The following is a 16,344-nucleotide window of genomic DNA, read 5'->3' as shown; positions in this document are numbered from 1 at the left end:
GTACGCCGTTCAGGTGGCGAGGTCGATCCGTACGGTCTCCACCCAGGCCGGGGGCGCGGGCGGGTCCTCCCCGACGAGCGCGGCGATCAGCCGGCAGGACGGTGTCTCCTCCGGCCAGGGGGTGTACCCGTCGGTCAGCACGATCACCACGTTCGGCCGGTCGGGCAGGGCCAGCGCGGCGCTGATGCCGACCCGCATGTCCGTGCCCCCTCCGCCGGCCAGGGTCACCTCGCCGGCGCTGCGCACCCGGGTCACGGCGTGGACGTCGGCGTCGCAGGCGAGTACGGCGACCCGGTTGCCGCCGACGCCCACCTCCCGCAGCACTCCGGTGACTTCGGCGAGCGCGGCGGCGAGGTCGTCGGGGCCCATGGACCCCGAGGTGTCGATGACGACGGCCACCCGCGGCAGCGGCCTGCGCAGGCTGGGCAGCACCACCCGGCCGCCGAGCGCGGGAGTGCGGCGCGAGGGGCGGCGGTAGGTGTAGTCCACCGCGCCGGCGGCCCAGGCGGCGGCCTCGCGGACCGCTCCGGACAGGGCTTGGCGCCAGTCGACCGTGGGCTCGAGCAGCTCCTCGGCCCACCGGGCCCAGCCTTCGGGGATCCGGCCCCGGGTGCGCTGGTGGGCCCGTACGGCCTGGGCGGTCTGCCGGCGCAGTGCCTCGGCCTCGACCGGGCCGACCCGGGCGGGGCCGGCGTCTTCGCCGAGCTCCCAGGGCGCGGGGGTGCCGTGCGCGCCGGAACCGCAGTCGGGCCCGTGGGGTGTGCGGGGTATCGCCGACAGGTAGCCCTCGAACAGGCCGCCCGTGGGCAGGCCGTAGAGCCTGGGCTCCATCCGCCCCTCGGGCAGCGCCAGCCCGTCGGCGAGCAGGTCGTCGTTGATCTCGCAGTCCTGGGCGATGTTGACCCGGACGTGATCGCGCTGGTCGGCGGCGGGCAGGCGGTCGGCCCGGCCGTGGTGGTCGCGCAGAAGGTGCGCCACCTCGTGGATCCACACCCCGGCCAGTTCGACGACCGGGGTCGCCTCGACGAAGGCGGGCGAGACGTAGCAGCGCCAGTGCCGGTCGACGCCCATGGTCCGCACCCCGTCCGAGGGGACCACGGTCAGGGCGTACAGCGCGGAGGCGAGGTAGGGGCGGGCTTCGGCGGCCTTGTAGCGGGCCGCCAGCAGCTTCGCGCGGTCCAGGGCCGGGCGCACGGCGGCTCCGGGCTCAGTTGCCGCCCGGCAGTGAGCCGGACAGCTGGAGGAGTTCCACGAAGGCGTCGATACCGGCGGGCACCGGCCAGTCGAGGTCGCGCATCGCGGCGAGGTCGGCGGCGGCGCGGGCCGCGACATCGGGCACGCCCGCGTCCACGGCCTTGGCCAGGACCGCCCAGCCCGCCTCCCAGCGGGGGCGGGTGAGCTCGCTCTGCACGGCCGCGACCACGGCGATGAGGAAGGCCAGCTGCCGGTCGCCGCGCTCGGGCAGGGCGAAGGCGTCCGGGTCGGCCAGCACCCGGTCCGGGTCGGGCAGGTCGAGGTGCTCGAGGTACGAGAGGAGCTCGATCCCGGCGGCTTCGCCCACGGCGCCGGTGAGCGCGGCGGCCAGCGCCTCGCGGCCCGTCGAGGCCGCGTATCCGGTGGCGAGCAGCCGCAGGGCCATCTCCCAGGTGCGCGGGGAGGGCCAGCCGCGGCCTCGTCCGGCGGCCTCGGCCGGCATGTGGTGGACGAGGCCCGGCCGGGCGGTGAGGAAGCCGGAGACGGCGCCGCGGGCCCGGGCGGCCGAGCCGGATGCCTTGGCGGGATCGACGGCCGGGATGGCCACCTCGGGCCAGGTTCCGGCCATGCCGCGGGCCACCGTGCGCGGGTTGTGCGTCCAGTCGAGGTGGACGAAGCGGTTGGCGAGCGGCGGGCTGAGGTGCCAGCCGTCGGCGGCGCTGGCGGGCGGATTGGCCGCGGCGACGATCCGTACTCCCGCCGGGAGTTCGAGGCTGCCGACCCGGCGCTCCAGGACCACGCGCAGCAGGGCCGCCTGCACGGCTGGCGGGGCGGAGGACAGCTCGTCGAAGAACAGCAGGCCGTGGCCGGTCCGGGCGAGGCGTACCGCCCAGTCCGGCGGGGCCATGGGGACGCCGGTGGTGGCGGGGTCCTCGCCGACGATGGGCAGCCCGGAGAAGTCGGAGGGCTCGTGGACGCTGGCGATGACGGTCTCCAGCGGTACGCCGAGCGCGGTGGCCAGCTGTTCCATGCCGGCGGACTTGCCGATGCCCGGTTCACCCCACAGCAGGACAGGCTGATTGGCCGTCACGGCCAGGGCCAGCGCCTCCAGTTGGGGGTTGGTTGCGGGTTCGGTGCGGGTGGCGCTCAGCCGGGCGGCCAGGGCGTCGGCTGCGGCCAGGGCCCGGGCGGGCTGCGGCTGGGTTGCACTCATGCGGCGTCGTCCTCGTCCTCGTCCTCGTCCTCGTCTTCGTCGCGGTACTCCATGTGCTCGTCGAACCAGTCGGCGCCGATGCCGGGGAACTCCTCGTCGACGCGGTCCCGCAGGAAGGCGAGGTCGGCGCGCTTGTACCGGCGGATCTCCTGGGACAGCGACAGTTCCATCTCGTCGGTGACGTCGATCCGGGAGCCGGCCGCCAGCAGGGCCCTGACCAGATCCGCCGAACCGCCCCAGTGCACCGCGGACAGCAGCGGGGTGCGCTCCGCCTTGTCCCGCGCCTCCAGGTCGAGCCCGGCGGCCAGCAGGCGGGGCAGCAGCGCCTCGTGGTCGAGCAGGTGGAGCGTGTGCAGCAGCCCGCGTCCGCGTGCGTCCCGGATCCGGGGGTCCACTCCCGCGTCCAGCAGCGCCAGGACTCCCGGGGTGTCGCCGTGCTGGGCGCGCAGGAAGAGCTCGTGCCGCTGGGCCCGCAGGGCGCGCGGCAGCCGTCCCTCGCCCGTGGTCCAGATCTGCTGCACGGCGAAGCATCCGGAGACCGCGCCGCCGAACGCCCGCATGGCGCGCTCCCGTTGCTGTTCCTCGGGGGTGTGCGGTACGTCGAGTACGCCGCCTTTCGAGCGCACCTCGTGCCAGCCGCCGCGGCAGCGCACCCGTACCGGCCCGCCGGTGTCGGGGCCGGGCGGGCCCGCGGCCGGTCCGGCGCCGGGGAACAGCGCGGCGGCCACCAGCGGGTGCAGCTCGGGCGGGGTGATCCGGCCGGTGCGCACCAGTTCGAGGTCGGGCAGCGGCTGCCAGGTGTAGCGCGGCAGCGCGGGGACGGTGAGGGCTTCGGCCTGCTCGGCGAAGCGGGCCCGCAGCCGGTCGGTGCCTTCGGGTTCCAGCAGGAGGAAGGCGGGCCAGCCGAACGCCACCCGGAACCGGTCGCCCGCGCCGGCCGCCATGAGCCGCCTCGTCTCCGGGACCAGCCGGGCGAGCGCCAACGGCGGGTGCGAGAACAGGGCTTGGGGGTCGACCGACCGCTGGTACCGGCGCACGGCGGGCACGGTCAGGTCGCGGTCGATGCCCGCCGCCTCGTAGGCCGCGTCCATGTCCCCGGCGGCCTGCAGCCGGGCGATCCGTTCGGCGGGGCCGGTCGGTTCGCCGAAGCGCGCACCGAGCTCGGGCGCGCACCGGGCGTCCCAGAACGGGCGGGCGGCGGCCCAGCTTTCGGCGCGGGAGCCGCCTCCCGCGTACCGGTTCCCCTTCGCGGGGCGGAGGGGCGCGCAGTGCAGTGTCAGCCGCTGCGGGCCCTCGGTCATCGCGGGCGTGGTGACGGACAGGGTCGGGCCGTCGGCGCCGCCGTACGAGGCGAGCAGGATCCGCAGGTCGGGCTCGATGGTGGTGCGGCCGCCCAGCGTCCGCGGCAGGTGCCAGCGCAGCAGGTCCGGGGCGAAGTGGCGCAGGTCGTCCGCCACGGCCCCGGCGACGGCGGCGCCGTGGCGCGACGCGATCCCGGACAGGTCGAAGCCGACGTCGACGGCGGCGGTGGCGCAGGCCGCCCGCCAGTCACCGGCCAGCCGGTGCGCGGTGGCCTGCTCGATCATCCAGGCGGGGACGGCGTAGCGGCGGATCCGCTGCCAGGCCGGGCCGTCCTCGGGCCGGAAACCGCCGGGCTGCCGGCTCACCGGTACACGCTGCCGATGGCGCGCACGTCGGGGTGGGCGGCCCGGGCGGGGCGGAGGCGTTCGGTGAAGGAGCGCTTCACGCGGCGGGGCAGGCCGGGGCCCAGTCCGACGTACTCCAGCGGGCTGTCGGCGGGCACCGCGGCGAGCAGGCTCTTCGCACCGCGCCCAGTGAGGCCGGTGTGGCGCAGTTCCAGGCGGCGCAGGGGGCTGCCGGGGAGGGCGGCGGCGAGGGCGTACGCGCCTTCGTCGCCGGGGTCGTTGCCGGGGGCTCCGAGGCTCCGCTCGGACAGGGTCCGGCCGAGGTCCAGGGCCTCGATGCCGCTGAGGGACGCGGCCAGGGAGCGTGCTCCGGCGGCGCCGATGCCGTTGCCGCCGAGCCCCAGGCGGACCGGGTGCGCGGCGTCGGCCGCGGCTGCGGCGAGGGCCGCGGCGCCCTCGTCGCCGAGGTGGTTGGCCGGTACGTAGAGCTCGCGCACCCCGGCCTCCCGGATCAGGGCGGCGAGGAGAGGGGCGGCGTCGGGGCCGAGGCCGTTGCCTCCGAGGAAGAGCCGTTCCAGGGGCTGCCCGCGGTCCAGCAGGGCGTCGAGCAGGAGGCGTACCGCGTCGGCGCCCATCCCGGTGTTGACCAGGTCGAGGGTGCGCAGGGCGGTGTTGCGGCGGAGCAGTGCGGCCAGGGTGCGGGCGCCGTCCTCGAGGAGCGGGTTGCGCTTGAGCCAGAGGGCGCGGACGGTGGTGTCGTCGGCGAGGGCGCCGGCCAGGGCGCCCACCCCGTCGGGGCCGATGCGGTTGCAGCCCAGGTAGAGGGTGTGCAGGCCGTGGCCGCCGGTGAGGGCGCCGGCCAGGGTGCGGGCGCCCGCGTCGCCGATGGCGTTGGTGCCGAGCAGCAGGTGGGTGGCGTGCGGGGAGGAGGCCGCGGCCGGCAGCAGCCGGGCCGCGCCCTGCGGGCCGAGTCCTTGCTTGCAGAGGTCGACGCGGCCGTCGGTGCGCAGGGTGCCGAGCGGGAAGGTCTCGTCGGTCTCGACGGGCCGGTCCGCGGCGAGCCGGGCGAGCAGCGGGTCGAGGCCGGCCGGGTCGGCCGGCGGCAGGTCGGGGTGCTCGATCGCGGGGCACCGTACGGGTGTCGGCTGTGTCATCACCACTCCACCGGTTCCTGCGCCGGTGCCCGGCGTCGATCATGATTGAAGACGAGAACTGCAGAAGCAGAAGCAGAAGCAGAAGTAGACGCAAGACCGGTCGGATTCGAACCGACGTCCTCCAGCTCGATGCGTGGGCGCGACGACCTCTGCGCTACGGCCTTGCTGCGGACGATCATACCGGCCCGGCGGCCGGAAATCGATCACCAGTTTGGGCTACCGATTCCCGACTGCCCTGGTATGCCTACCAGTTGCCGTCCTGTACGGGTTTGCCCGGCCTCGGGGCGTTCCCGAGCGGCTTGACCTGTGCGGAACCCGGTTCCACCCACGGGGCGTGGTCGTCCCCGAGCCACTCCCCCACCGGCTTGACCCCGGTCAGGGGCTCGGCGGGCGCGAGGTCGGTGCCGGACTCGTCGTAGTAGTCGAACCAGGGCAGGCCGGCCTGGGTGTAGGCGGCCCGGTCCACCGGCGAGGGCGGCGCGTCCTCCCCGGTGATGCGGCGCCACGCGGGCGGGGTCACCAGGTGGACGAAGACCCGTGCGGCCGGCTCCTCGGCCCAGGCGGAGAGCGGCCGGTCGTCCCGGTAGACCTCCTGGCGCATGGAGCCGCCGACGCCGAGCCCCATCGCCGGGGCCGCGGGCGGCGCGCCGGGGACGGGGGCCGAGCCCGGTGCGGGGGCCGAGCCCGGTGCGGGCAGGCCGCCCGGCGGCGGGGCCGCCATCGGCATGGGCGGGGGCCCGCCGTAGCCCGCGAAGCCGCCGGGCGCCGCCGGGCCCGCCCCGGGCCGGGGCACCGCCCTGCGGGCCTCGCGCTGCGCGCGCCGCCATTCGGCGAGTGCCTGATCGCCCAGCGGGAACGCCTGGAGCTGCACCCCGCCGGTGGTCTCCTCGCCGGTGACCTGACCCTCGACGGTGGCACCGAGCCCCAGCGGTACGGCGACGAACTGGCGCACCGTCCCGTCGCCCGAGTTGATCCCGTCCAGCCACGGCTGGCGGGGCAGCACCACGTAGTTCTGCGGGTCGCGGCCGAGCCGGCCCGTCCAGCGCTCGCCCGACACCGCGCACACCTTGCCGACCCCGACCTGGAGCGCGGCGGGTTCGGCGCTCCGGCCGAAGCTCAGCCACATCGCCTCGCGCAGGTACACCGGCAGCATCACGCCGCCCTTCGCCAGCCATTCCGGCGGCGCCGTGTCCGGGTAGTCCTCGACCCGCCGCAGCGGGAACTCCCCCAGCCCCGGCGGCAGTGCGTGCGTACCCGATTCGGGCAGCCGCAGCGTCCGGATGAAGCGGATCTGCACCCCTTCCCCCAGGAGCAGCGCATTGCCGTCGACCCGTACCGAACCTGTCCCCATTCCCGCCCTTTCTCCCGCTCCGGCCCGGACTCGCCACAGGATCTGCGGCCGCACCGGATCGTTATGCTCAAGTTTTGCTCAGATCTAGTGACGCTGCGCCCGTCGCCTTCCTAGCTTCCTCGTACACGTGTCTTGACGTCCCCCCACGTACCCGCGGTTCCACGCGCCCCAGCGACCCTGGCGGCCGTCCCGTGTTTTCGAGGAAAGAGTGCAGCAATGAAGGTTCCCCAGGCCGGTGCGGTCGCCGCAGTGATCGCCCTCGCCCTGACCACCTCCGGGTGCGGCGGTGACGACCAGGCCAAGGGGACCCTCTCCGTCGGCATCAAGTTCGACCAGCCGGGCATCGGGCAGCGCGAGCCCGGCGGGACCTTCACCGGTTTCGACGTGGACGTGGCCACGTACGTGGCCAAGGAGCTCGGGTACTCGGCGGACCGGATCGAGTTCAAGCAGGTCTACAGCAACGACCGCGAGCTGCTGCTCCAGTACAACGAGGTCGAGTTCGTCGCCGCGAGCTACTCGATCAACGACAAGCGCAAGGAGAAGGTCGACTTCGCCGGGCCGTATTTCGTGGCCCACCAGGACATTCTGGTCCGCGCCTCGGACACCTCCATCGCCAAGCCGGAGGACCTCAACAACAAGCGGCTCTGCTCGGTCTCCGGCTCCACCTCGGCGGAGAACATCAGGAAGGGGCTCGCCCCCAAGGCGAGCGTGCTGGAGCTTCCCGGGTACTCCGAGTGCCTCGTCGCCCTCCAGGACAACATCGTCGACGCCATGACCACGGACAACTCCATCCTGGCCGGGTACGCGGCCAGGAAGGGCAACGAGGGCAAGTTCAGGCTGACGGGCCAGAACCTGAGCACCGAGAACTACGGCATCGGCGTCAAGAAGGGCGACAAGGAACTCCAGTCCAAGATCAACGCGGCGCTGAAGAAGATGATCGAGGACGGCTCCTGGGAAGCGGCCGTGAAGAAGAACTTCGGCCCGGACTACAAGTACGAGCCGGCTCCGCCGATCACCACGGTGGGCTGACGATCGAAGGGGGCGGCGGCCGGGGGTACCGGCCGCCGCCCCCCGCCGGTCCCGGAACCGGCCGGGCCACCGGAGCCCACGGCCGGAGCCCGGCGCTCTTCGGCCGGGATCCTCAGGCCACCGGGGCCTTTCCGCGCAGGACCGTCAGGAACTCCCGCATCCAGCGCGAGTGGTCGGGCCAGGCCCGGGCCGACACCAGGGTGCCGTCGACGACCGTCTCGGAGTCCTCGAACGCGGCACCCGCCGCCTTCATGTCCAGCTCCAGGGCCGGGTAGGCGGTCACCCGGCGGCCCGCCAGGCCCCCGGCCGCGGCCGTGATCAGCGGGCCGTGGCAGATCTGGGCGATCGGCTTGTCCGACTCGGCGAAGGCGGCCAGGATCCGCCGCACCTCGGGGTCGTTGCGCAGGTACTCCGGCGCCCGGCCGCCGGGGACGACCAGGGCGGCGTAGTCCTCGGTGACCACGTCGGCGAAGGCCAGATCGGCCGGCCAGGTGTAGCCGGGCTTCTCGGTGTAGGTGTCGAAGCCGTCCTCGAAGTCGTGGACCACGAAGCGCAGTTTCTTCACCGCGGGCGCCGCGATGTGGACCTCGTATCCCTCCTCGCGCAGCCGCTGGTACGGATACAGGACCTCCAGCGACTCCGCCGCGTCACCGGTCACGATCAGGATCTTCACTGCCATGGGCTGCTCCTGGAAGGGCTCTTCACGGTCGGACGGGCCCCGGGGGGCCACCGCTACCCTGCCCGCGGCGCACGGGCGGCACACACCAAGGTCCGCACTCCCGACACATGGTCTTTACCTGTTCGGCACATGACAATGTGAGCCTCGCTCTGCCACCTGACACCCCGCCAATTCCCCGGGCGGGGACGGTGCGTGTGGAGAGGTCCCCCACGTGATGAGACTTTCGCGCCTGACTCCCTGGGCGGCCGGCCTCGCGGCGGCCGCCCTGTTCGCCGTACCGGCCGCCGCCTCCGCCGGCCAGCAGCGGACGGCGGAGAGCCGGACCGCCGCCGTCGCGGCCGACGGCTACGCCAACGGCTACGACGCCGACGGCTATTACGCCAATGCCGAGGGCAAGACCGGAGCGGCCCTGAAGTCGGCCCTGCACGGCATCATCAAGAACCAGTCCAAGATCAGCTACGACGCCGTGTGGAACGCCCTCAAGGTGACCGACCAGGACCCGGCGAACCCCAACAACGTCATCCTCGTCTACTCCGGCCGCTCGCAGTCGAAGTCCACCAACGGCGGCGACCCCAACGACTGGAACCGCGAGCACGTCTGGGCCAAGAGCCACGGCGACTTCGGCACCGCGACCGGCCCCGGCACCGACCTGCACCACCTGCGCCCCGAGGACGTCACGGTCAACAGCACCCGCGGCAACAAGGACTTCGACAACGGCGGCGGCCCGGTCGGCGAAGCCCCCGGCAGCTTGACCGACGCCGACTCCTTCGAGCCGCGCGACGCGGTCAAGGGCGACGTGGCGCGGATGCTGCTCTACATGGCGGTGCGCTACGAAGGCGGCGACGGCTTCGCGGACCTGGAGATGAACGACCGGGTCGGCAACGGCTCCGCTCCCGCCCACGGCCGGATCAGCGTGCTGAAGCAGTGGCACCAGATGGACCCGCCGGACGCCTTCGAGCAGCGCCGCAACCAGGTCATATTCGATGTCTACCAGCACAACCGGAACCCGTTCATCGACCACCCGGAGTGGGTCGCCGCCATCTGGTGACCGCGGACCCGGTGCGGCCCTACAGGACCGGGTAGTCCGTATACCCGCGGGCATCTCCGCCGAAGAAGGTGGAGGGGTCCGGGGTGTTGTACGGGCCTTCGGTACGGAGCCGCTCCGGGAGGTCGGGGTTGGCCAGGAAGAGGGCCCCGAAGGCGAGCACGTCGGCGGTGCCGTCCTCGATCAGCGTGAGGGCCCGGTGGTCGGTGGGTCCCTCGGTCGCCGGGTTCAGCACGAGCGGGCCGGAGAACTGCTTGCGCAGGGCCAGGGTGGTCTCCCGGACCTCGGGGCCGTGCTCCAGGACGTGCAGGTAGGCCAGCCCGAGCCCGTCGATCTCCTTGACCAGCGCCTCGTAGGCGGGCCGCGGGTCGGGCTCGGAGATGTCGTTGTACGGGTTTCCGGGCGAGATGCGCAGGGCGGTGCGCTCGGCGCCGATCGCGGCGGCGACCGCCTTGACCACCTCCACGGCGAAGCGGATGCGGTTCTCGGCGGTGCCGCCCCACTCGTCGGTGCGCCGGTTGGTGCCCGGGGCCAGGAACTGGTGGATGAGGTAGCCGTTGGCCCCGTGGAGTTCGACGCCGTCGAAACCGGCCTCCACGGCATTGCGGGCGGCCTCGGCGTAGTCGGCGATGGTCGCCCGCACCTCGGCGCCGGTCAGCTCGCGGGGGGTCACGAAGTCCTTGAGGCCGTCCCCGGTGAAGACCTGCCCCGCGGCGGCGACCGCGGAGGGTGCCACGGGGACCAGCCCGTCGGGCAGCAGCGTCGGGTGGCCGATCCGGCCGGAGTGCATGATCTGGGCGAAGATCCGGCCGCCGGCGGCGTGCACCGAGTCGGTGACCCCGCGCCAGGCGGCGACCTGCTCGGCGGTGTGCAGGCCGGGCGTGAAGGGGTAGCCCTGCCCGACGGCGGAGGGCTGGATCCCCTCCGTGATGATCAGGCCGGCGGAGGCGCGCTGGGTGTAGTACTCGGCGACGAGGCCGGTCGCGATCCCGCCCTCTCCGGCCCGGCTCCGGGTCATGGGCGCGAGGGCGATCCGGTTGGCGAGGAGTTCACCGGCGATGCGGACGGGTTCGAAGGCGCTGGTCATGTCTGCCCCACAGGATTAATTGGTCGACCAAGGATTGGCTTCGGATGCAGCGTACCCCATTACTTGGCCGACCAAGCTAAAATGGATGCGGCGGGTAGGATTCCCAGGCCGAGACGAGAAGAGGGCCGCCGCCATGACCGCGCAACCAGCCGGGGAACCGCACACCGAAGCCGCCTGTCCGGCGGCGCCCGGGGCCGTGCTGGACGGGCCGGTCAGCCACGCCATCAGCCGCGTGGCCCGGCTCCACCGGATCGCCGCGGGCCGCGCGCTACGGGACCTGGGACTGCATCCGGGACAGGAGTTCCTGATGATGCACCTGTGGGACAGCGGGGCCGTGCGCCAGTCCGAGCTGATCAAAGCGGTGGGCCTCGACCCCTCCACGGTGACGAAGATGCTCCAGCGCCTCGAACAGGCCGGACACGTCAGGCGCCGCCCCGACCCGGCCGACCGCCGCGCCTCCCTGGTCGAGGCCACGGACACCAGCTGCGCTCTGCTCGTCGAAGTCCGCCGGGCCTGGGGCGAGCTGGAACGCCGAACCCTGGGCGGCCTGGACGCCGCCGAGTGCGCCGAGCTGACCCGCCTGCTGGGCAAGGTGGAGAACACCCTGTGCACCGAGCTCTCCCGCAGCGACGACGGGGACTGCGGCCCCGCCTGCTGAGCCGCTTCCGTACAGTACGCGGGCGTACTGCTGGTCATGCGGGAATCACGACCCGCATCCGCACTACACCCTGCCCGCGGACCGGCACCGCGCATCGTGGGGCCGATACCGAGACGAAGCAGGACCCGCCCTCGCCCTGATCCCGGACGCCTACGGACTCGGGCCCGGGACGGACCGTGCGAGAGGCCGCGCGTGCCCAGTCCGCCGGAGAGCTGTCACGTTTCTGCGGTGAATCCCTGCCGCCGGCTGGGTGAGCGTGAAGCGGCAGGCCTGTCGCCCCCGCCAGGGGCCCGCTACACACTGTGCGTGATCAAAAACCTGATGCGGAGCGTCCCGGCGCTCCTCCTTGCCTTCGTTCCGTTGCTTCCCACCGCCGCCCCCGCCTCGGCGGCCGTCGACCAGCACATGGCGCCTGCCCCCGACCCCGTCATCTTCGTGCACGGCTGGAACCCCGACCCCTCCCCCTGGCAGACCATGGCCACCCGCTTCCAGTCCGACGGCTGGCCGGCCGGCCACCTCGACCAGTGGAGCTACAACTCCACCCAGTCGAACGCCACGACCGCCGAGCAGCTCGCCGACGAGATCGAACGCGTGCTGACTCGCACGGGAGCCGGCAAGGTCGACGTCATCACCCACTCGATGGGATCCCTGTCCTCCCGCTACTACCTCAAGAACTTCGGCGGCGCGGCCAAGGTTGATGCGTGGGTCTCGTTGGCCGGACCCAACCACGGCACCGAGACGGCACGTTGGTGCGGTGGCGCCCCCTGCGCCGAAATGCGCCCGGGCTCCGCCTTCCTGAGAGACCTCAACTCCGGTGACGAAACCCCCGGCACCACCCGGTACGCCACCTGGCGCTCACCTTGCGACAACGTCATCAACCCCACCAGCAGCGTCGCTCTGACCGGGGCGCTCAACACCACCACCGCCTGCCTCGGGCACACCGCACTGCGCACCGATCGAGCCGTCTACGACGAGGTCAAGGCCCACGTCCAGTAGGTGCGCTCTGCTCGCACTTCCGGCGACGAGTCCGTGGGTCAGGGCGGGTCCAGGCGGTCGGCGAGGGTGCGGAAGTCGGTCCACGGCAGGGTGGGGGTGCGGGCGTCCCAGACCTTCTGCGCGAGTGCGGCCAGCGGCAGCCGGATGCCCGCCGCCACCTGGGTCTGGGTCTGGGCGCCGGACAGATCGCACCAGACGGCGAGCCGTGCGCCGAGGATCTGGTCCGCGTACCGGGCGGGGACGGGGGTGGTGCCGCGCAGGACGAGGGGGTTCCACTGCTCGTATATGCGCCGGCCGGTGGGGTAGGTGAACTGGTTCGGCTCGCCCAGCACGTAGTACAGGTACTCGTCGTTGAGGTTCACGACCTTGCGGCCCTCGCGCAGGTACTCCAGCGGCGGCCGGGCGCCGATCTCCTTGCCGGTCCAGTACTCGACCTGGAGGTCGTCGGCCGCCTTCGCGATCCCGCCGGTGAAGAACCCGTCGTTCCACGCCTTCAGCGCCTTGCCCGACGGACGCACGGTGTCCGCGCGGTCGTCGAGCCAGCCCGTGGCCAGGTCCTGCACCCGGGCCGCGGGCCCGTAGCGCTGCCGTGCCGCGGCCGCGAGCTGCGGGAAGGAGGCCTCGGGGTCGCGGACCACCAGTGCCTGGTACTCGTCGGCACCCAGGTGCCAGGCCCCGCCGGGGAACAACGGCAGGTATTCGCGGAGCAGTTCGTCGATGAGCTTCGCGGCCGCCGGGTCGGATATGTCCACCGCGCCCTGCACCGCCCTGCCCTGTACGTCGCGCAGTTGCAGGCCGGGGTGGGCGCGCAGCACCGCGCCGAGGTGTCCGGGAGAGTCGATCTCCGGGACCACGGTGATGTGCAGGCGGGCGGCGAGGGCGGTGATGCCGCGCACCTGCGCCTTGGTGAGGTGCGGGGTGGAGACGATCTCGGGGTGGCTGTCGGACTCGATGCGGAAGGCCTGGTCGTCGGAGAAGTGCAGGCCGAGCTGATTGAGTTTCAGATCGGCCATCTCGCGCAGCCGGTCCTCGATCCAGTCGGGGGTGAAGTGCTTGCGCGCGATGTCGAGGTTGAGGCCGCGCTGCGGTTCGGCGGGGCCGTCGCGCACGGTGCCTTCGGGGGCCGAACCGGCACTGCGTACGGCCTGTTTGAGGGTGCGGGTGCCGTAGAAGACCCCGGCCTCGTCGGGGCCGGTGATGCGGACCCGGCCGTCCTTGACGTCGAGGGTGTACGACTCCGGCGCGCCCGAACCCTTGGCACCGAGGGACAGGTGTACGTCACCGGGGCCCGGCTCGGGCGATTCGGCGTATCCCATGCGCAGTTCACCGGCCAGCAGCCTGCCCTCGTCGCCCAGGGCGGCCTTGTCACCCGGGGCGACGACCACGCGGGCCGCGGTGGCGGGCTTCCATCCGGGGCCGCGGGCGGGTGTGTGCTCCCGTACGGCCGGGATGGTGCGCGGGGCTGCGGACAGGGCGTAGGAGGGCGTCGGGGAGGGGGCGGCCGCGGTGGGCACCGGGGAGGTGGGCGCCGAACCGGCCGGGGTGCTCGCGCCGGGGGTGGGGGCGGCCGGTGCTGCGGGTGCGCGGGCCTGGTCGGAGCCGGCCGTGCAGCCCGGAACGGCAAGGGTGACCAGTGCGGCGACCGTGGCCGTCGCTATGACGTGGCCTCTCACGTGACACCTCGGATTTCGCCTCATGCGCCCGTGTGCATGCGCCCGTGTCCCCCGTACCAACCTGGCACGGGGGACACGGGCGCGCGACCGGGGCGGTCTCAGACCAGAGCGCCGAGCGCGGCGGCCGCGAAGCCGTGATCCTGGTCGGGCGCGCCGCCGCCGACGCCGATGGCGCCGATGAGACGGCCGTCGCGGTGGACGGGCAGCCCGCCGGCGATGAACAGCAGCGGGCGGTCCAGGGCGGTGGGCAGGGTGTGGAAGGGGCCGCCGGGCTGGACGGCGGCGACGAGGTCGGCGGTGGGCGCGTTCAGCTGGAGCGCCGTGAAGGCCTTGCGGGTGCTGGTCTCGCCGGAGATCAGCACGGCCCGGTCGTCGCGGCGGAAGGCGAGCAGGTGGCCCCCCGCGTCCATGACGGTGACGCTGATGGTGACCCCGGCCGCCTCGGCCGCCGCGTGGGCGGCGGCGACGAGCAGCTCGGCGTCCTCGGTGGTCAGGGGGGCGACGGGAGTGCGGGTGGTACTGGACATGCGGGTGGGTTTCTCCTCGTGCTGCGGCCGGGCGGCGCGCGTGGGGGGGGCGGGGTGGGTGGGTGGGTGGGTGATGGCCGGGCGGATCAGTGGTGGGCTGGTACGGCTGCGGCCGGCTCGGGGGCGGCGGCCGCGACCACCCGGCCGCCGCGGGCCGCACCTGCCGCGGTACGGCGCTCCAGGGCGCCGGAGAGCAGCGCGAGCAGCAGGGCGGCAGCGGCGAGCGCCGCGCCGACCCAGTTCGGGGCGGTCCAGCCCAGGCCCGCGGCGATCACCAGGCCGCCGAGCCAGGCGGCGAGTGCGTTGCCCAGGTTGAAGGCGCCGATGTTGACGGCGGAGGCCAGCGTCGGTGCGCCCGCGGCCTGGTCGAGGACCCGCTTCTGGAGCGGGGGCACGGTCGCGAAGCCGAGGGCGCCGATGAGCACGATGGTGACGGCGGCGCCCGCCTTGGTGTGGGCGGTGAGCGTGAACACGGCCAGGGTGAGGGCGAGGGCGCCCAGCGAGACGTACAGCATCGGCATCAGCGCACGGTCGGCGTACCGGCCGCCGATGAGGTTGCCGACGACCATGCCGAGGCCGAAGAGGACGAGGAGCCAGGTCACCGAGGAGTCGGCGAAGCCGGCCACGTGCGTCATCATCGGGGTGATGTAGGTGATCGCGGCGAAGACGCCGCCGAAGCCGAGCACGGTCATCGCCATCGCGAGCAGCACCTGCACGTTGCGGAAGGCGGCCAGCTCGCTGCGGATCCGTACGGCCCCTTCGGGCCGGGGCAGTTCGGGGACCAGGCGGGCGATGCCGAACAGGCCGAGGACGCCGAGCCCGGCGACGGCCAGGAAGGTGACGCGCCAGCCGAGGGTCTGGCCGACGAGGGTGCCGAGCGGGACGCCCACCACGTTGGCCACCGTCAGGCCGGTGAACATCATGGCGATGGCTCCGGCCTTCTTCTCGGGGGCGACGAGCTCGGCGGCGACGACCGCTCCGATGCCGAAGAAGGCGCCGTGGGCGAGCGAGGCGACGACGCGGCCGGTGAGCATGATCCCGAAGGCGGGGGCGAGCGCGGAGAGCACGTTGCCCGCGATGAACAGGCCCATCAGCAGCATCAGCATCCGCTTGCGGGGGATGCGGGTGCCGAGGACGGTCATCAGCGGGGCGCCGAGAACCACGCCGAGGGCGTAGCCGGTGACCAGGTAGCCCGCGGTGGGGATCGAGACGCCGTAGTCGCCCGCGACCTCGGGCAGCAGGCCCATGATCACGAACTCGGTGGTGCCGATCCCGAAGGCCCCGATGGCGAGGGCGAGGAGGGCGAGTGGCATGAGGGGAGGTGTCCTTCAGCGGGGAGGGGGTGGGGGTGGGGTGCGGGGCTGGCAGGCCGCCGCCGAAGCCGTGGGCCTGTCACATTGCAGTCGCCGCTTACGTGCGTCCACATTAATTGCAGACGCGGGATATTTGCAAGCGCGGGCTATTGCGCGCGTGGCCTATCCTGATGTGGTCAGCGCGGACACCGCTTCGAAGGAGGAGCCATGACGGCCACGGACAGCGCGCTCACCGCCCTCTCCCAGGGTTGGTGCGCCCTCTCCCTCCTGCACGGGCGGATCGAGTCCCACATCGAACGCGCCCTGCAGGCCGGGCACGGACTCAGCGTGCGGGAGTTCTCCCTGCTCGACGTCCTGAGCCGCCAGCACAACGGCCCGGGCGGACACCTGCGCATGCACCAGGTCGCCGACTCGGTGCTGCTCAGCCAGAGCGCGACCACCCGCCTGGTCAGCCGGCTGGAGGACCGCGGGCTGCTGAGCCGCTACCTCTGCGACACCGACCGGCGCGGCATCTACACCGACGTGAGCGAGGCGGGCCTGGCGCTGCTGGCCGCCGCCCGGCCGACGAACGACGCCGCGCTGCGCGAGGCGCTGGACGAGGCCGCGCGCAATCCGCAGCTGGCCCCGCTGGTCGCGGTCGTGGAGAACGGCGGCCCGACGGCCGTCCAGGTGTATTGATCCGCATGCCGGTGCCCGGGAACGCCGAAGCGGGGGGGGGGGGGGGGGGGGGGGGCGGGGGGGGGGGGGGGGGGGGGGGGGCTTTTGTTTGGGTTTCCCGT

Annotated in this window: 15 protein-coding genes and 1 pseudogene; 5 read left to right on the top strand and 11 right to left on the bottom strand. The window is 73.4% G+C overall.

Annotated elements, in window-relative coordinates:
- Positions 1–9 precede the first annotated feature (9 nt).
- From ACZ6I1_RS00080 to ACZ6I1_RS00055, 6 genes and pseudogenes are all read right to left on the bottom strand, one after another.
- Entirely contained in the window at positions 10–1,194 is a 1,185-nt protein-coding gene (locus ACZ6I1_RS00080) for a vWA domain-containing protein (protein ID WP_469281396.1), read from the bottom strand.
- A 13-nt stretch (positions 1,195–1,207) separates the two neighbouring features.
- Positions 1,208–2,407 carry an AAA family ATPase gene (locus tag ACZ6I1_RS00075; protein WP_469281394.1) on the bottom strand — a complete coding sequence of 400 codons (1,200 nt, stop codon included), beginning with the start codon at positions 2,405–2,407 and terminating at the stop codon, positions 1,208–1,210.
- Entirely contained in the window at positions 2,404–4,074 is a 1,671-nt protein-coding gene (locus ACZ6I1_RS00070; RefSeq protein WP_469281392.1) for an ankyrin repeat domain-containing protein, read from the bottom strand. Before ACZ6I1_RS00070 ends, ACZ6I1_RS00075 begins: the two co-directional genes overlap by 4 nt.
- The gene (locus tag ACZ6I1_RS00065; RefSeq protein WP_469281390.1) at positions 4,071–5,207 is read right to left on the bottom strand and encodes a leucine-rich repeat domain-containing protein; all 1,137 of its coding nucleotides are present in this window, start codon (positions 5,205–5,207) and stop codon (positions 4,071–4,073) included. The genes ACZ6I1_RS00070 and ACZ6I1_RS00065 overlap by 4 nt, the downstream gene beginning before the upstream one ends.
- Positions 5,208–5,298: 91 nt before the next feature.
- Positions 5,299–5,371 (bottom strand): annotated as a pseudogene (locus ACZ6I1_RS00060).
- A gap of 80 nt (positions 5,372–5,451) precedes the next feature.
- The gene (locus ACZ6I1_RS00055) at positions 5,452–6,558 is read right to left on the bottom strand and encodes a hypothetical protein (RefSeq protein WP_469281388.1); all 1,107 of its coding nucleotides are present in this window, start codon (positions 6,556–6,558) and stop codon (positions 5,452–5,454) included.
- A 216-nt stretch (positions 6,559–6,774) separates the two neighbouring features.
- Between ACZ6I1_RS00055 and ACZ6I1_RS00050 the strand changes: the two genes are divergently transcribed.
- Positions 6,775–7,587 carry a glutamate ABC transporter substrate-binding protein gene (locus ACZ6I1_RS00050; protein ID WP_469281386.1) on the top strand — a complete coding sequence of 271 codons (813 nt, stop codon included), beginning with the start codon at positions 6,775–6,777 and terminating at the stop codon, positions 7,585–7,587.
- Positions 7,588–7,699: 112 nt separating this feature from the next.
- On the opposite strand, the gene ACZ6I1_RS00045 is transcribed toward ACZ6I1_RS00050, so the two are convergent.
- A complete protein-coding gene (locus tag ACZ6I1_RS00045) occupies positions 7,700–8,266 on the bottom strand; it encodes a DJ-1/PfpI family protein (RefSeq protein WP_469281384.1) in 567 nt (188 codons plus the stop codon).
- A gap of 214 nt (positions 8,267–8,480) precedes the next feature.
- Between ACZ6I1_RS00045 and ACZ6I1_RS00040 the strand changes: the two genes are divergently transcribed.
- A complete protein-coding gene (locus ACZ6I1_RS00040) occupies positions 8,481–9,314 on the top strand; it encodes an endonuclease I family protein (RefSeq protein WP_469281382.1) in 834 nt (277 codons plus the stop codon).
- Between the two features lie 19 nt (positions 9,315–9,333).
- Here the strand turns inward: ACZ6I1_RS00040 and ACZ6I1_RS00035 are convergent, their stop codons facing one another.
- On the bottom strand, positions 9,334–10,398 hold the full coding sequence (locus ACZ6I1_RS00035; RefSeq protein ID WP_469281380.1) for an alkene reductase: 1,065 nt from the start codon (positions 10,396–10,398) through the stop codon (positions 9,334–9,336).
- A 133-nt stretch (positions 10,399–10,531) separates the two neighbouring features.
- Here ACZ6I1_RS00035 and ACZ6I1_RS00030 point away from each other — a divergent pair, with 133 nt between their 5' ends.
- Positions 10,532–11,056 carry a MarR family winged helix-turn-helix transcriptional regulator gene (locus ACZ6I1_RS00030; RefSeq protein WP_469281378.1) on the top strand — a complete coding sequence of 175 codons (525 nt, stop codon included), beginning with the start codon at positions 10,532–10,534 and terminating at the stop codon, positions 11,054–11,056.
- A gap of 321 nt (positions 11,057–11,377) precedes the next feature.
- Positions 11,378–12,052: an esterase/lipase family protein gene (locus ACZ6I1_RS00025; protein WP_469281990.1), complete on the top strand. Its 675-nt coding sequence runs from the start codon at positions 11,378–11,380 to the stop codon at positions 12,050–12,052.
- Positions 12,053–12,090: 38 nt separating this feature from the next.
- Here the strand turns inward: ACZ6I1_RS00025 and ACZ6I1_RS00020 are convergent, their stop codons facing one another.
- From ACZ6I1_RS00020 to ACZ6I1_RS00010, 3 genes are all read right to left on the bottom strand, one after another.
- Positions 12,091–13,749 carry a beta-N-acetylhexosaminidase gene (locus ACZ6I1_RS00020; protein WP_469281376.1) on the bottom strand — a complete coding sequence of 553 codons (1,659 nt, stop codon included), beginning with the start codon at positions 13,747–13,749 and terminating at the stop codon, positions 12,091–12,093.
- Positions 13,750–13,823: 74 nt separating this feature from the next.
- On the bottom strand, positions 13,824–14,252 hold the full coding sequence (locus tag ACZ6I1_RS00015; protein WP_469281374.1) for a GlcG/HbpS family heme-binding protein: 429 nt from the start codon (positions 14,250–14,252) through the stop codon (positions 13,824–13,826).
- 86 nt (positions 14,253–14,338) lie between these two features.
- Positions 14,339–15,565: an MFS transporter gene (locus tag ACZ6I1_RS00010; RefSeq protein ID WP_469281372.1), complete on the bottom strand. Its 1,227-nt coding sequence runs from the start codon at positions 15,563–15,565 to the stop codon at positions 14,339–14,341.
- Positions 15,566–15,772: 207 nt separating this feature from the next.
- Here ACZ6I1_RS00010 and ACZ6I1_RS00005 point away from each other — a divergent pair, with 207 nt between their 5' ends.
- Positions 15,773–16,243: a MarR family winged helix-turn-helix transcriptional regulator gene (locus tag ACZ6I1_RS00005; RefSeq protein WP_469281370.1), complete on the top strand. Its 471-nt coding sequence runs from the start codon at positions 15,773–15,775 to the stop codon at positions 16,241–16,243.
- The last annotated feature ends 101 nt before the right edge of the window (positions 16,244–16,344 follow it).

It is taken from the genome of Streptomyces sp. NPDC046303, assembly GCF_055588085.1.
The sequence above is the reverse complement of the archived record's forward strand: the minus strand, read 5'-3'. Positions and strand labels throughout refer to the sequence as shown.

Excerpts from the sequence above, each read along its gene's own strand:
- ACZ6I1_RS00050 (WP_469281386.1), top strand. The coding sequence starts at position 6,775 with ATGAAGGTTCCCCAGGCCGGTGCGGTCGCCGCAGTGATCGCCCTCGCC.
- ACZ6I1_RS00035 (WP_469281380.1), bottom strand. The coding sequence starts at position 10,398 with ATGACCAGCGCCTTCGAACCCGTCCGCATCGCCGGTGAACTCCTCGCC.
- ACZ6I1_RS00020 (WP_469281376.1), bottom strand. The coding sequence starts at position 13,749 with ATGAGGCGAAATCCGAGGTGTCACGTGAGAGGCCACGTCATAGCGACG.
- ACZ6I1_RS00030 (WP_469281378.1), top strand. The coding sequence starts at position 10,532 with ATGACCGCGCAACCAGCCGGGGAACCGCACACCGAAGCCGCCTGTCCG.
- ACZ6I1_RS00005 (WP_469281370.1), top strand. The coding sequence starts at position 15,773 with ATGACGGCCACGGACAGCGCGCTCACCGCCCTCTCCCAGGGTTGGTGC.
- ACZ6I1_RS00045 (WP_469281384.1), bottom strand. The coding sequence starts at position 8,266 with ATGGCAGTGAAGATCCTGATCGTGACCGGTGACGCGGCGGAGTCGCTG.
- ACZ6I1_RS00025 (WP_469281990.1), top strand. The coding sequence starts at position 11,378 with ATGCGGAGCGTCCCGGCGCTCCTCCTTGCCTTCGTTCCGTTGCTTCCC.
- ACZ6I1_RS00015 (WP_469281374.1), bottom strand. The coding sequence starts at position 14,252 with ATGTCCAGTACCACCCGCACTCCCGTCGCCCCCCTGACCACCGAGGAC.
- ACZ6I1_RS00075 (WP_469281394.1), bottom strand. The coding sequence starts at position 2,407 with ATGAGTGCAACCCAGCCGCAGCCCGCCCGGGCCCTGGCCGCAGCCGAC.
- ACZ6I1_RS00055 (WP_469281388.1), bottom strand. The coding sequence starts at position 6,558 with ATGGGGACAGGTTCGGTACGGGTCGACGGCAATGCGCTGCTCCTGGGG.
- ACZ6I1_RS00040 (WP_469281382.1), top strand. The coding sequence starts at position 8,481 with ATGAGACTTTCGCGCCTGACTCCCTGGGCGGCCGGCCTCGCGGCGGCC.
- ACZ6I1_RS00010 (WP_469281372.1), bottom strand. The coding sequence starts at position 15,565 with ATGCCACTCGCCCTCCTCGCCCTCGCCATCGGGGCCTTCGGGATCGGC.
- ACZ6I1_RS00065 (WP_469281390.1), bottom strand. The coding sequence starts at position 5,207 with ATGACACAGCCGACACCCGTACGGTGCCCCGCGATCGAGCACCCCGAC.